This window comes from Nocardia sp. NPDC050712 (genome assembly GCF_040654295.1).
In the GTDB taxonomy this organism is placed as follows: domain Bacteria; phylum Actinomycetota; class Actinomycetes; order Mycobacteriales; family Mycobacteriaceae; genus Nocardia.
This window is the reverse complement of record NZ_JBFAHT010000002.1, coordinates 1,951,899-1,966,223: the sequence shown is the minus strand read 5'-3', so window position 1 is coordinate 1,966,223 and position 14,325 is coordinate 1,951,899. Positions and strand designations below refer to the sequence as shown.

At 70.0% G+C, this 14,325-nt stretch carries 10 protein-coding genes; 3 read left to right on the top strand and 7 right to left on the bottom strand.

The window, feature by feature from the left end; genetic code table 11:
• Nucleotides 1-8 precede the first annotated feature (8 nt).
• Both AB0H76_RS19960 and AB0H76_RS19955 read right to left on the bottom strand, forming a co-directional pair.
• The gene (locus AB0H76_RS19960) at nucleotides 9-1,679 is read right to left on the bottom strand and encodes a SulP family inorganic anion transporter (RefSeq protein ID WP_357325671.1); all 1,671 of its coding nucleotides are present in this window, start codon (nucleotides 1,677-1,679) and stop codon (nucleotides 9-11) included.
• 56 nt (nucleotides 1,680-1,735) lie between these two features.
• Entirely contained in the window at nucleotides 1,736-3,556 is a 1,821-nt protein-coding gene (locus AB0H76_RS19955; protein ID WP_357325668.1) for an alkyl sulfatase dimerization domain-containing protein, read from the bottom strand.
• Nucleotides 3,557-3,875: 319 nt separating this feature from the next.
• Here AB0H76_RS19955 and AB0H76_RS19950 point away from each other — a divergent pair, with 319 nt between their 5' ends.
• On the top strand, nucleotides 3,876-4,196 hold the full coding sequence (locus tag AB0H76_RS19950; RefSeq protein WP_357325665.1) for a hypothetical protein: 321 nt from the start codon (nucleotides 3,876-3,878) through the stop codon (nucleotides 4,194-4,196).
• A 37-nt stretch (nucleotides 4,197-4,233) separates the two neighbouring features.
• Here AB0H76_RS19950 and AB0H76_RS19945 read toward each other — a convergent pair whose 3' ends face one another.
• Nucleotides 4,234-4,773, bottom strand: a complete 540-nt coding sequence (locus tag AB0H76_RS19945; protein WP_357325662.1) for an ester cyclase — start codon at nucleotides 4,771-4,773, stop codon at nucleotides 4,234-4,236.
• Nucleotides 4,774-4,899: 126 nt separating this feature from the next.
• Between AB0H76_RS19945 and AB0H76_RS19940 the strand changes: the two genes are divergently transcribed.
• Nucleotides 4,900-6,042, top strand: coding sequence for a N(5)-(carboxyethyl)ornithine synthase (locus AB0H76_RS19940; RefSeq protein ID WP_357325659.1), 1,143 nt, complete (start codon nucleotides 4,900-4,902; stop codon nucleotides 6,040-6,042).
• On the opposite strand, the gene AB0H76_RS19935 is transcribed toward AB0H76_RS19940, so the two are convergent.
• Nucleotides 6,021-7,322, bottom strand: coding sequence for a helix-turn-helix domain-containing protein (locus AB0H76_RS19935; RefSeq protein WP_357325656.1), 1,302 nt, complete (start codon nucleotides 7,320-7,322; stop codon nucleotides 6,021-6,023). The genes AB0H76_RS19940 and AB0H76_RS19935 overlap by 22 nt on opposite strands.
• Before the next feature lie 357 nt (nucleotides 7,323-7,679).
• Between AB0H76_RS19935 and AB0H76_RS19930 the strand changes: the two genes are divergently transcribed.
• Complete coding sequence (locus AB0H76_RS19930) at nucleotides 7,680-8,927, top strand: helix-turn-helix domain-containing protein (RefSeq protein ID WP_357325653.1); 1,248 nt, start codon at nucleotides 7,680-7,682, stop codon at nucleotides 8,925-8,927.
• Here the strand turns inward: AB0H76_RS19930 and AB0H76_RS19925 are convergent.
• The 3 genes from AB0H76_RS19925 to AB0H76_RS19915 are packed head-to-tail and all read right to left on the bottom strand — an operon-like array spanning nucleotide 8,909 to nucleotide 14,324.
• Complete coding sequence (locus AB0H76_RS19925) at nucleotides 8,909-10,225, bottom strand: FAD-dependent oxidoreductase (RefSeq protein ID WP_357325650.1); 1,317 nt, start codon at nucleotides 10,223-10,225, stop codon at nucleotides 8,909-8,911. The genes AB0H76_RS19930 and AB0H76_RS19925 overlap by 19 nt on opposite strands.
• Nucleotides 10,222-11,187, bottom strand: a complete 966-nt coding sequence (locus AB0H76_RS19920; RefSeq protein WP_357325647.1) for an AfsA-related hotdog domain-containing protein — start codon at nucleotides 11,185-11,187, stop codon at nucleotides 10,222-10,224. The genes AB0H76_RS19925 and AB0H76_RS19920 overlap by 4 nt, the downstream gene beginning before the upstream one ends.
• Nucleotides 11,184-14,324, bottom strand: a complete 3,141-nt coding sequence (locus tag AB0H76_RS19915) for a beta-ketoacyl synthase N-terminal-like domain-containing protein (RefSeq protein WP_357325644.1) — start codon at nucleotides 14,322-14,324, stop codon at nucleotides 11,184-11,186. The genes AB0H76_RS19920 and AB0H76_RS19915 overlap by 4 nt, the downstream gene beginning before the upstream one ends.
• Nucleotide 14,325 lies beyond the last annotated feature (1 nt).

Sequence of the window (14,325 nt, the reverse complement as noted above, 5' to 3'; positions counted from 1 at the left end):
TGCACTACCTATCGTTCGTCGATCGCGTCGTGAACCGTGGGGTACACCTCGACCGAACCGGCGCCGGTCGCGGTGCGCAGCGAGTCACCGAACTGCCCGATATCGCGGGCCACGCGGAATTGGATCCGCCGCCGCCACAACGTCTCCCGGAGTTCGTCGAGCATCTGCGCGGCGCTGACATCGATGAACGGCGAGGTTTCGGCGTCGAGGACCACCAGGCGGGTGCGGTCGGTGCACAGCCGCAGCACGGCGTCCTTCACGTAGTCGGCGTTGGCGAAGAACAACCCGGATTCGACCCGCACCACCAGCACCTCGGGGTCGGCCCGCACCTCGGGATGGGCATCGACGTCGACCCAGCGCGAACCCTCCTTGGCCACGGCCGCCACATGCGGGCGCGAGGCGCGATAGACCAGCAGCAGCATCGAGACGCTGACGCCGATCAGCAGGCCGGGCAGGGTGTCGAAGAGCAGGACGCCGAACATCGCGGCCAGGGCGGCCAGGAAGTCCGGGCGCGCCGCGCGGCCGTAGATACTGCCGAGCCGCCCCGTCCACACCCGGTACAGCGCGCGCAGCGCCGAGAGGTCGACCAGTTCGATGACCGCGGCGATCACGACGGCGGCCAGGGTGGCCTCGGGCAGCTTCTCGAACAGGCCGGTCAGGAACAGCAGCGTGAGAATCGTCAGGGCCGCGACCACCAGACCGCTCAGCTGGGTCTTGGCGCCGGCGCCGCCGTTGACCGCGGTCTTGGACAGGCTGCCGTTGACGACCATGCCCGAGCACAGGCCGGAGCCGAGGTTCGCGGCACCCAGTCCGGTGAGTTCGCGGTTGGCGTCGATCTCGTAACCGGCTTTGGTCGCATAGGTTTTCGCCGCGCCCAGTCCTTCGGCGAACCCGATCAGCAGGACGCCGACGGCGGGTCCCAGCAGGTCGAGGTAGTTGTGCGCCGACAAACCGCTGGGCAGCCCGAGGTGGGGTAGCCCGGCGTCGATGTGCCCGACGATGGCGACGCCGTGCTCGTCGAGGCCGAACAGGTGCACCGCGGCGATGCCGAGCAGCACCGCGACCAGCGAACCCGGCACCAGCGGCAGCCAGCGCTTCAGACCCACCACCACGACCAGCGCCGCGCCGCCGACCGTGAGGGCACGCCAATTGGTGTCGCCGAGGTGGGTCAGCACACCCCAGGCCTGTTCGAAGAAGTTTCCCTCGGACTTCTTCACCCCGAACAGTTTCGGGACCTGGCCGATGATGATGGTCAGCGCCAGGCCCACGATGAAGCCCTTGAGTACCGGCTCGGAGATGAACGCGGCGACGAAGCCCAGCCGGGCCAGGCCCGCCAGCAGCCCGACCACACCGGTGGCGATCGCCAGCGCCACCGACAGGGCGAGATAGCGGCCGCCGTCGGCGCCGGCCAGGGGCGCCACGATCGCCGCCGACAGCGCCGCGGTCGCGGACATCGGGCCGACGACCAGATGCCGTGAACTGCCCGCCGCGGCATACAGGACCAGCGCCGGGACCGCCGCGTACAGGCCGACGACGGGCGGGACGCCGGCGATCGTCGCGTAGGCCAGTGCCTCGGGGACGAGAACGGCCCAGACCGTCAGCCCCGCAAGCACATCCGGCCGGAGCCAGCCACGCTGGTAACCCCGCAGTGAGGAGAAGACCTGCAACCCTGTGCGCACCGATGCCCCTCGTTCCCTCGGACTTGCCCGGTAGTCACCGCCCGTTCGAGCGGTGGTCAGGGCACGACGATGTGGAAGTCCGTGTCCGGCGTGTCGAGCAGGCCGGACAGCGTCGCCAGCACCTTCGGGTCGCCGTCGACCTGGACGCCGTCCAGCCCCTGTCCGGCCAGCACGCCCAGCAGTTGCAGCTTGGTCAGCGTCAGCGTCAGATCCGCGGCCCCGTGCAGCGGTGCGTCGGCGGTGGCGGTGCGGTGGGTGAGCGCGCCGTTGGACAACGTGAGACGGATGTCCTCGCCGGTATCGGTCAGCTTCCAGTCCATCAGGAAGCCCGCCGTCGCCGCCGCGCGCGGCCCGTCGACGCGCACGGCCACCGAATCGATGAGCATGTCGGCGGTCAGCGCCGAGGCCATTTCCGGGTTGCTGGTATCGAGTTCGGTGTGCACGGTCCCGTGCCGCAGTTCGTGTGCGCCGGTGAGGTAGAAGTTGCGCCACGGCCCGTTCTCCGCACCCCACCCCAGCTGCTCGTACACCGTCGCGAGGGCCGCCTTGGCGGCCGCGTTGTCCGGGTCGGCGAACACCGCGTGGTTGAGCAGCGTGGCCGCGAACCGCAGATCGCCGTTGCCGGAATACTCCGCGGCCTTGGCGACGACGGCCTCGACCCCGCCGTAATCGGCGACGTAGCGCTGCGCGGTTTCCACCGGCGGGTGTTCCCACAGGTGCGCGGGATTGCCGTCGAACCAGCCCATGTAGCGCTGGTAGACCGCTTTGATGTTGTGGCTGAGCGAGCCGTAGTAGCCGCGGTTGAACCATTTGCTGTCCAGCGCGGCGGGTAGCTCGAGCTGTTCGGCGATCTCGGCGCCGGTCAATCCCTGATTGGTCAGGCGCAGCGTCTGATCGTGCAGGTAGGCGTACATATCACGTTGTCCGGCAAGGAAATCCACGAAGCGGTCGTGTCCCCACACCGGCCAGTGATGGGAGGCGAAGGCGACGTCGATCTTGTCGGCGAACATGGCGATCGCCTCGTCCAGATATCGGGCCCAGATCCGGGAGTCGCGCACCACCGCGCCGCGCAGGGTCAGCACGTTGTGCATGTTGTGGGTGGCGTTCTCGGCCATGCACAGGGTCCGCAGGTCGGGGAACAGGAAGTTCATCTCCGCCGGCGCCTCGGTGCCGGGGGTGAGCTGGAAGACGATGCGCACGCCGTCGACGGTCTCCTCCTGCCCGGTGCGGGTGATGTCCACGGTCGGCGGGATCAGGGTGATGGTGCCCAGGGAGGTGGTCATGCCCAGGCCGCAGCCGATCTGCCCGTCGGGGCCCTTGGGCAGCGCCGCGCCGTACATGTAGACCGCGCGCCGGGTCATGGCGTTTCCGGCGTAGACGTTCTCGCTGACGGCGTGCTCGAGGAATCCCTCGGGCGCGAGCACCGGCACCGGGTCGTGGCCGTGCGGGACCACGCCGCGCGCGCCGCCGAAGTGGTCGCCGTGCGAGTGGGTGTAGATCAGCCCGGTCACCGGCCGGTCGCCGCGGTGGGCGCGATACAGCGCGAGGGCGGCGGCGGCGGTCTCGGCCGAGATCAGCGGGTCGATCACGATCACGCCGGTCTCGCCCTCGATCAGCGTCATGTTCGACAGGTCCAGGTTGCGGACCTGGTACACCCGGTCGGTGACCTGGAACAGGCCCTGCTTGTTGCACAGCTGGCCCTGCCGCCACAGGCTGGGGTTGGCCGAGTCGGGGCACTCACCGGTGAGGAAGGAGTAGGCGTCGCCGTCCCAGATGACAGCGTCGCCCTTCTTGACAACCGCCGGTTCCAAGGCGGCGACGAAACCGCGCTCGGCGTCGTCGAAATCGGTTCTGTCGGTGAAATCCGGCTGGGTCATGACACCGTCCTCGCGATAGCTCGGTTAGGGCCGTACTGCGCACTACGGAAGGTCACCAGTTACGTTAACTGAGAAGTTGCTAGCGCGCTGAACCTTGAGCCAGGTAGCGGGCAGGTGCCGGATAATTCGGTTGCGGGCCGGTGGCGGCGTTCCTAAGCTCGCCGCCATGACTTGCCACGCCGCCCGCTACTTCATCCGTCTGCGCAGCGCCCGGGCTCTGGCCCGCTAGCGGACGGGGAGCGCACCGCTTCGGCGTCCGCGAGCGCGCCCAGGGCCCTTCGAGACCTATTCGACTCGAAGACCCGAAGGGGCAAGCGCTGTGGCGCAAGATTTCGCATACCGGAACTATTCGCATACCCAGGGCAAGGTGAAGAACGGCGGCGGTGGCCGCATGCCGAGAGATCCGGCCGGTCCGGATCAGAGTTACTCGACAGACCCCGCCGCCGTGGAAGTGGCTGCGGTGATTACCGAACCCGGCGCGGGGGAGGGCGCGATCCTGCGGGCCCTCGCCTCGGCCACGCTACGGCTCCAACAAGACTGCGCGCGTGGGCTTTCCGGAGCGGCGTGGAGTCCGGCGGTCGGGGTGAACTGGCCGTGGTCGGCGAGGACCATCGGCGGGTGCGACCGCGCGAACGGCTGACCAAGCGGGCCGCCCCACCCCGGTGGGGCGGCCCGTTCTAGCGAGTGCTGTTCTCTCGCTTGGCCTTACGTTTGGCCCACGCCATCCGCACCAGATAGACCGGCGTCGGCGGCACCCACCCCAACTGCACCGCCTGCCCCAGATCGTCGCGGTTGGCCCAGTGCTCGATCACCTTGCCGTCCGCGATCCGCAGCCAATGCGACTGGGTGACAGCGAAAGTCTTGCCGGTCGGCGGGAACACCTGGTCCACCTGCCCGTCCGCGCCGTAGGCCACGAACGGGCCGACGTGCCGCCCGTACATGGTGGTGTGCAGCGCCACCAGGTCGCCGTCCACCACGGCGTCCTCGATGGTGTGCCGCAGGTCGGCGTACGCGCCGCGCAGCCACAGCGCCGTGGCGTAGAACGCGGCGGGTCCGCGGCCCCGGGTGGCGGGCGGCTCGGCGGCGGCCTCCCGGTTGACGGCCTCCGGGTGGATTATCGCGTCGAAATCGGCGCGCGCGCCGTCGGCCATGATGCGCACCGAGCGGATGGCCAACGCGCGCGCGGTGTCGGCGGCGGTCAAGGAAATGCTGTCCATGGGGACCTCGTAATCGGGGACGGGCGAATTGTCTCCACAGAGGTATCGGCCGCCCCGGGCTCCGGGTTCATTCCAAGGCGCGAACGGCTGGTCCCGGGTGCTCGAAAACCCACGTAGGCTCAGGCAGTGAAGCAACTGACCATCGGTGTAGTCGCGACCTCCCGCAAAGAGGACGAGCACCGGCTGGCGATCCACCCCGCACACTTCGACCGGATAGATCCCACGCTTCGCGACCGTGTCTTCCTGGAGCACGGCTACGGTGACCGGTTCGGATTCACCGATGAACTGCTGGCGCCGCTGGTCGGCGGCCACCGCACCCGCGCGGAACTCTTCGCCGAATGCGATGTCCTGCTGCTGCCCAAGCCGCTGCCCGAGGATCTGGAGAATCTGCGCCCCGGGCAGGTGGTGTGGGGGTGGCCGCACTGCGTGCAGGACACCCGGCTGACCCAGCTGGCCATCGATCGCGGGTTGACCCTGATCGCCTGGGAGGCGATGAACCACTGGACCAAGGAAGGCAACTTCAGCGTCCACGTCTTCCACAAGAACAACGAGCTGGCCGGTTACTGCTCGGTCCTGCACGCGCTGCAATTGCGCGGATCGACCGGGGATTACGGGCGGCGGCTGCGCGCGGCGGTGATCAGCTTCGGTGCGACCGCGCGCGGCGCCGTGCGCGCGCTGTCGGCGCTGGGCATCAGCGACGTCACCGTGCTCACGCAGCGCAGCGTCTCGGCGGTCGCCTCGCCGTTCGCCTCGGTGCGCATGCAGCATTTCGCGCGCGACCCCGCCGATCCCAGCCACACCTTGGCCCTGAAAGCGCCGGAACCCGGACCGCTCGCGGAAATGCTGTCCCAGTACGACGTCATCGTGAACTGCATCCTGCAGGACACCGAGGAACCGCTGATGTTCGTCGACAACGCCGACCTACCCTTGTTCGCGCGCGGCACCTTGTTCGTCGATGTCTCCTGCGACGCGGGCATGGGTTTCGAATGGGCCCGCCCGACCTCGTTCGCCGACCCGATGTTCACCGTCGGCGACGACCTGCACTACTACGGCGTCGACCACAGCCCCTCCTTTCTGTGGAACTCCGCCACCTGGGAGAACTCCGAGGCCCTGCTGGAATACCTGCCGATCGTGCTGGCCGGCCCCGACTCCTGGGACGGCAACGCCACCATCCGCCGCGCCATCGAGATCCGCGAGGGCAAGGTCCAGAACCTGCGCATCCTGTCCTTCCAGAACCGCGCCGCCGCCTACCCGTACGCCGTCGCCTGACCGCGGAATCCGGTGCCCCGGTAGCTGCGGGCGACCAGGGCCGAGCGCAGGTACCACAGGCCGGCCGATTGGGCGGGGTCGAAGCCGGTGAGCTGGAAGATGCGTTTGAGGCGGTAGTCCAGGGTGTTGGCGTGCACGTAGAGGACGCGGGCGCTGCGGCGGCGGTTGTGGTTGTGGCTGATGTAGGTGCGCAGGGTTTCCAGGAGTTCGAGGTGCTCGTCGAGCGGATCCAGCAGTGCGGCAAGGTGTTTGCGGCCGGGGCCGGGTCTGGTCAGCTGGTATTCCAGGGCCAGGTCGTCGAAGCGGTGCAGGCCGGGCTGTAGTTCCAGGCGCTGCACCATGTCCAGGAGTTCGTGGGCCTGGGCGGCGCCGGCCGGGATGTTCTCCGGGACATCGGTGACGACGGTCGCGGTGATGTCGGCGCCGGCGGCTTCGGCGAGTTGCGCGATCAGTTCGCTCAGGTCCGCGTCGGTGGCGCGGTGGCGCGGCAGCAGGATGGTGCCGCCGTCGACCGACAGCAGCGACAGCGCGGAATCGCCCCAGCGGATCGCGAGTTCGGCCTGCGTGCGCCGCAGTTTCCGGCGCGCGACCACCTTGCCGTCGACCTGCGGATCGGATTCGTCGGGATGCTTGCCGATGAACGCCGCGATGATCGCGTAGGACTCGGCGATGTCGATGCCGTACTCGCGCGCGATGTTCCCGCTGGGCTGCCCGCTGAGCAGGGCCGAGGTCAGCGTGTGCGCCGCGGTGTGATGCTGGCCGACCACCGCGCGCAATTCCTTGAAGTAGCCCACCGATACCACCGAGGTCATGGTGTCGAGCATCTCGACGACGAGTTTCGCGCCGTCGATGAGGTTGCCCAGATCCTCGGAGCTCAGGGTGAACACCGCGAGCTCGTCGGAGTTGTCGGATCGGAACCGTGCCATGGCGCCGGAGACGACCAGATCGAATCCGATCTTGAATCCCTCGTGAATGGCGTGCTGGATGGTGTCGATCGGCACGCCCTCGCGCGCCCACTGCGCCGCCGCGCCACGTAGCCGCTCGGTCTTCTCCGGGATGTCGCGCCCGTCGAGCATGCTGATCGCCAGTTCGAGGCAGGTGCCGGTGACCTGGGTGATGTCGCCGCGCAGCGCGTCGCCGGGCATCGTGCCGCAGAGCGCGACGTGGTCGACGAAGTGCCCGACCATGCGGCGGGACAGATTCCGAATGTCCTTGAGCGCGGCCGACATCGGCGTTCCGGAGAGGGACAGGCCCGGGGAAGCCGGAATCTCGGCCGTCATACGTGGCTTCCTTTCATCTCCCGGTTACTGCTCCGCTACTGGACGGTAGTAGACCGGAAAGCGGGGCACGACAATGGCGCGTTCGTCGGTGTCAGACCCCTGGATCGCGCCCTGGATACTGTGCCCGATCACAACGATGTCGGCTCGCGTTCCAGGTGGCCGCGGGTGTAGTGGTGTTTCGCGTGTGCACCCGCACTCGGTGGCCGCCACTGTGATCCGACCCAATTTCGGTGGTCGCGGGATCGCGGCTCGAAACAATGTCGACGGCGCCGGGCCACGGGTGCGCGCGGTAGTCGATAGCGTCCGCAACCAACCCGAGCGGACGGGTTGATCACCCAGGCGGTACGGAGTAACTCGATGATTTCTTCTCACCTCGGCCACCCGGCGGAGCCGATCGGCATCGACGGGCGCACGGCCTCGACTCTGCTCGGCGAGGCCAAAAGCCTTGCCGCGGAGCTCGTCAGCCACTTCGCCACCAATGTCGCGCCCTGCCAGACGCTGCCGGGTGAGGAGATCCGCGGTGATGTCACCGCGATCACCCGCGCGTGCCTGACGCTGGCGATGCAGATGCTGGATCAGCGCACACCGCCGACCGAGGAACAGCTGGCCGGGGTGCGGGAGTCGGCGGCGCAGTGGGCCCGCGAGGGCGTGCCGCTCGAGACCATCGTGCAGACCTATTACGAGGGCTTCCGGATCGGCTTCGATCTGGTGGTGGGGCATGTGACCGCGGCGGATCTGCCGGACCTGATCGCGGCCACCCGGCTGGTGCTGCGGCTGCTGGAGGCGATCAACACCGCGGTCGCGGCGGCCTACACCGCCGAACAGCGCGACGTCGCGCGCGAGCATCAGACCGTGGCGCAGACCCTGGTGTCGGCGCTGCTCAGCGGGCACGGGGTCGCCGCTCTCACCCGGCAGACCGGGATCGAGGTCGCCGAACACTACGAGGTGGTCGCGCTGCTCATTCCGCCGCACGCCGATGAACGGCATCCGCGGGTGGACACCCAGGTCGCGGCGCGCCGGAAGTTGCGCCGCCTGCAAGCCGCACTGGCCGACGCGTTCGGGTCCCGCTCGCTCGCGCTGCTCGGCGCGCACGGCGGCACCCTGCTGATTCCGGTGGCCGAGCCGGGTTCGCCCGCGCTGACCGATGCGGTGCTGGCCCGGCTCGGTGCGGCCGCGCAGGTCGAGCTGACGGCCACGGTCGTCACCGCGCGCACCGAACAGATCCCCGTCGCCGCCGAGGATGCCCACGAACTGCTGGATCTGGTCACCGGCATCGGGCGGCCCGCTGGGGCCTACCGGCTGGCCGATCTCGCCATCGAATACCAGCTGACGCGTCCGGGCCCCGCGCGCGACCAGCTGGTGCGGGTGCTCGCGCCGCTGGCGGAGTATCCCGAACTGCTGGACACGCTGCGCACCTATCTGGAGACCGGGCTGAACCGGAAGGCGACGGGCCGGCGCATGCACGTCCATCCCAATACCGTCGACTATCGGCTGCGCCGCATCGCCACGATCACCGCGCTGGATATGACCACCGCCGAGGGGATTCTGCGGGCCCGGATCGCGCTGCTCGCGGGCGATCTGCCGCACTACCGGCGGGCGTGCTGACCCTCGGGCGCGGGTTCGGCCGACAGCTGGTGCGCCGCCTCGCGCCCGCTGCGGAAGCAGGCCTCGAGTTGCGCGCCGGCCAGATAGTCGCCGGCCAATCGCAGCCCGGTGGTGCGGGTGAGCGCGGTGCGCACCAGCGCCAGGAATCGACTGTGGTGTGGCACATAGGCGCAGTGCGCGGCTTCCCAGGTCCGCGTGGTGCTTTCGACGCGCACCGCGGGACCGGGGTGGAGCAGTGTCCGCACCCGCTGCTCTGCCGCATCGATCCACGCCGCGAGCTGTGGGGCGTCCGGCGCCGGCCGGGCCGTGCGGCCGCTGAAGGTGTATCGGACGATGTCGAGATCGTTGACGCCGTAGACCCCCGCGGCGCTGCACGGACCGGAGTCGAAGGCCACCGACCGCACCGTGGGGTTGAACAGCGGCTGGTCGTAGCGCACGACCGCCACCGTGGACGGAAAGTAGCGCACCCCCGCCAGCAGCGTTCCGAGCTCCGGGTCGTGCGGTGCGAGCAACGGGGCCGCCACTCGCGCGGTCGTCGCCAGGACGACGCCGTCGTACTCGTATTCCACTGGCGGCCTGTCGTTCTCGGCGACCTGTAGCCCGCGCACCTGTCCGTCGCGCACCACGAGCCCGGTCACCTCCGCGCCGAGCCGGACCCCGACGCGCCCCTCGAGCCAGGCCAGTGCCGGTTGAATCCCGTCGACCAGCTGGTCGTAGCGATCCATGACCATGCCCAGGCTCACTCCGAACGCGCCGAGGAAGGCTTCCTCGGGTTCGGCGGCATTGAGGCGAACCGTGATCGGCCGCAGCACATTCCGCGTGAATTCGGCACCGAAGTAGTCGCTGACGGGTCCGTCCTCGGCGGCGGTGCGTGCGAAGAACGCCGAGTCCAGGTAGCGGTTGCGTTCGTCGGCCAGGATGCGTGCGCCGAAATTGATCGTCTTGACCGCGTCGGCGACCGACCCGGCGCGGAACAGATGCGCGATCTTGCCGAGCAGGCCCGGGTTGTCGAGGGTGACCAGCTTGTCGTCGATGACCTGCGAGCTGTTGATGCCGAACGGCTCGTACCGATCCGCGCCCGCCGCCGCCAGGAACGCGCGCACTTCGTGATAGCGGCGGCCGATGTTCTTGCCGCCCACCATGATCGGCCGATCACCGAGCAGGTCGGGGCCGCACCGGCCGCCGAGCCGGGCGTCGCGTTCGAACAGGTCGACCTGATGTCCGGCCTGCTCCAGGTGGTACGCGGCCGCCAGGCCGGACATGCCGCCGCCGACTACCGCGTAACGTCGTCCGGTCATCTGTTCGTCTCCTCCGGCAGCGGGGTGGGGTAGGGCATCAATTCGACTCGGGCGCAGCCGATTCGGGTGCCGTGCTGGTGCAGGCAGACGGTCACGGCGATGTCGTCGGGGTCGGCCGTGCTCTCGAACTCGGCCCAGTAGGTGAGTTCGGCGTCCAGCTCGGCGAACCCGGTGAATTCGGCGCTGATCGCCATCGGCGCCGCCACGGGTGTCGCGAGCGCGCCCGCGGTGGTCGCGGCGTGCACGGCCGCCTGCCGGAACGCCTCGAGCAGTAGCGGGCCCGGCACGTGGTCGTAGGGGTGGTCGAAGAAGGTCGGGTGGGCCTGGTCGACGATCACCAGCGGGATGTCGTCGCGGCCGTCGGCGAGCACTACATTGCGCGGGTCGCGGCGTCCGACCAGTGCCGGATCCAAAGGTCGTGCGGGGGGCAGGGGTGCGGTGGCGGGGCGCTGGGCGCGTTGCAGGCCGCGGAACTCCTCGTAGGCGTCGCGCGGGAAGGTGATGCCGCTGCCGCGCACCGTCATCGCGCGTGCCGCGCCGATGGTCAGCGTGGCTTCGAAGGACAGGTTGCGGTAGTAGCCGGGCCCGGCCGCGTCCTCGTCGGACCGCAGCCGCACCAGCCCCTCCAGGGGTTCGCGTTCGTTGTCGCGGAAGGCGTCGAGGTCCTCCACCTCGATCGAGAGCTGTTGCAGGCTCGCCGGGGCATCGGCGGGCACCTCGAGGTGCCGCTGTCCGATCACCAGCAGGGACTGCCGGATCGCCTCGACGGCGCAGAGCGGATCGTGGTAGCGGACCAGCCGGTCGAACCACAGCGAATGCGCCCGCGGCAGTTGGATCGCGGCCAGGTATCCGCCGTCACCCGCCGGCGCGGTATCGGCCACGTACACCTCGGCCAGTGCGCGCCGGTGCGCGAGTGCGCGCGGCGCGAGCTGCTCGAAGGCGAGCCCGGCGGTCGTGGTCATGCGGGCACCTCCTCGGAAAGGGCTGCCGCGCCGAATATCTCGATGCCGAGCAGGTCGGCCAGCGCGCGGGGGGTGGGATTGCGGAACAGGTCCTCGAGGGTCAGCGCGGTGCCGGCGGCGGTGTTGAGCAGGCTGCGGAATTCGAGCACGGACAGCGAGGTGAGCCCGATCTCGAGGATGGTCGCCTCGAGATCGATGTCCTCCTCGGCCCGGTCGATGAGGATCGCGCGCAGTTGGGTCAGCACCAGGCGCTGGGTGAACTCCGTGCGTTGGGCGGGGGTGACGTCCGGGGGCAGGGCGAGTCTCCGGGTGGGTAGGGGCGCGGGCTCGGTGATCGGCGGGGCAGGGCTTGTACCCGCGACGAACTCCGCACCCGATGCCCCGATCAGGCTGCCCATCCGGGCTCCGTCCAGTCGCATCCAATAGTCCTGTCGCTGAAAGGGATAGGTGGGTAGATCCACCGGGGCGGGCCGGCGATCGCCGTACAGCGCACCCCAGTCCAGGTCCGCGCCACGCACCCAGGCGGCGGCGAGGGCTTTGCCGAGCGCGGTGGGCTCGTCCACGCCGGGGCGCAGGACCGGGACGGCCGCGATCCCGGATTCGGCGAGCGCCTCGTGCACGAGTCCGGACAGCACGTCGCCGGGGCCGCACTCCAGGAATGTGGTCACCCCGCGCGCGTGCAGGCCGGTGACGGCGTCGTGGAAGCGCACCGGCTCCCGGGCCTGCCGCAACCAGTAGTCGACCGAGGTCAGCTCCTCGGCGGTCGCGAGGGTTCCGGTCACGGTGGAAATCAACGGGATGCGCGGGGCGCTCAGCCGCACGGCGGCGAGCACCTGCCGGAATTCGTCCAGGACGGCGTCGACGTGCGGCGAATGGAAGGCCCGTTCGGCAGCGAGCCGCGTGACCCGTCTGCCCCGCCCCCGCCAGTACCGCCCGAGCCGGGTCACCGCGTCCGGGTCACCGGACAGCACGGTCGCGTTGGGGCCGTTGGCGGCGGCCACCGAGACCTCGGATTCGTAGCCGCGCAGCGATTCCGACACCTCATGCTCGGTCGCGCGCACCGCGAGCATGGCGCCCTCGGGCATGGCCAGCATCAGCCGCGACCGGGCCGCGACCACCTCCGCCGCGTCCGGCAGTGCGAATACTCCGGCGAAATGCGCCGCGGCGAGTTCGCCGACCGAATGGCCGACGACGAAATCCGGGGTCGATCCGAGAGTTTCGAGCAGCCGGGCCAGGGCTACTTCGATCGCGAAGATCGCGGGCTGGGTGTAATCGGTGCGATCGAGCAGGGCAGCCGGGTCCCCGCCGGGCGTGAATATTACTGTGCGCAAGGGCTGTTCGAGATGTGGGTCGAAGGCCGCGCAGACCTCGTCGAAAGCCGCCGCGAAGGGCGGGAAGGCCGCGTAGAGCTCGGCGCCCATGCCGATTCGCTGCACACCCTGCCCGGGCAGCAGCAGGGCCGTCTTGCCGCGCGCGACGCCTGCCGCGCCGACGACCGCGGCGGCGGGCCGCCCCTCGGCCAGCGCGGTCAGGCCGTCCAGCAGGACCTCGGGCGTGCGCCCGACCACGACGGCGCGGCGTTCGAACACGGTCCTGGTCCGGGCCAGCGCATACCCGAAATCGGCGGCACCGGTGGTCGTGTCGGCCAAGCGGGCGTCGCGCAGCCGCGCGGCCTGGGCCCGCAACGCCTCCGGCGTCCGTGCGGACACCGTCCAGGCGACCACGCCGGAAGTCGCCGGTTCCGCAGGCACTGCCGCTTCCGGGGCCTGCTCGACGATGACGTGCGCGTTCGTGCCGCTGATGCCGAACGAGGACACCGCCGCCCGCCGGGCCCGGCCCGTATTCGGCCACGGCTGTGCCGCGGTGGCCAGCCGCATGCCGTCGGCGGGCCACTCGACGTGCGGCGTCGGCTCGTCGGCGTGCAGGGTGGGCGGCACCACCGCGTGCCGCAGCGCCTGCACCACCTTGATCAGTCCCGCGACGCCCGCGGCCGACTGGGTATGTCCCATATTGGATTTCACCGAGCCGAGCAGCAGCGGCTGATCGCGCTCGGCGCCGTAGGCGGCCAGCAGCGCCTGCGCCTCGACCGGATCACCGAGCACCGTCCCCGTGCCGTGTCCCTCGACCACATCGACCTCGGCGGCCCGCAGACCGGCGTCGGCCAGCGCGGCGCGGATCACGCGTTGCTGGGCCAGGCCGTTGGGCGCGGTCAGACCGTTGGAGGCGCCGTCGGCGTTGACCGCCGAACCGCGCACCACCGCGAGCACCGGATGGCCGTGGCGCTGGGCGTCGGAAAGACGTTCCAGCACCAGCATTCCGACGCCTTCACCCCACGCGGTGCCGTCCGCCGCGGCGGCGAAGGACTTGCAGCGCGCGTCCGGCGCGAGGGCGCGCTGGCGGGAGAACAGCGCGAACGGACCCGGTGTGGACATCACCGTCGCCCCGCCCGCCAAGGCCAAGGAGCATTCGCCGCCGCGCAGGGCCCGCACCCCTTGATGCAGGGCTACCAGCGAGGAGGAACACGCCGTGTCCAGGGTGACCGCCGGCCCCTCCAAACCGAGAAAATAGGCGATCCGGCCGGCGGCCATCGCGGCCCAATTGCCGGTGAAGTAATAGGTTTCGGCGCCGTCCCACTCCGCGGCCGCGCCGAATCCGTAGCCCTGGTCGCTGAGTCCGATGAACACCCCGGTCGAACTGCCGCGCAGCCCGGCCGGATCCAGGCGGGCCCGCTCGGCCGACTCCCAGGCGACCTCGAGCAGCAGGCGCTGCTGCGGGTCCATCGCGCCCGCCTCCCGCGGGCCGATGCCGAAGAATCCGGCATCGAATCCGCCCGGCCGGTCGAGGAATCCGCCTTCGCGCACATAGGATTTCGCGAACTTGTCCGGATCGGGATCGTAGAGGCCGTCGAGGTCCCAGCCGCGGTCGTCCGGGAACCCCGAGATCAGATCCCGGCCCTCGGCCAGGGCCTGCCAGTACTGTTCCGGTGAGCTGATCCCGCCGGGGAACCGGCAGGCCATCCCGATGATCGCGATCGGCTCGTGCGCCCGCTGCTGCTCGGCGGCGAGCAGCTGGCGGGTTTCGTGCAGCTGGCGGGTGGCGCGCTTGAGATAGTCCCGGAGCTCGTCTTCGGTTGCCATT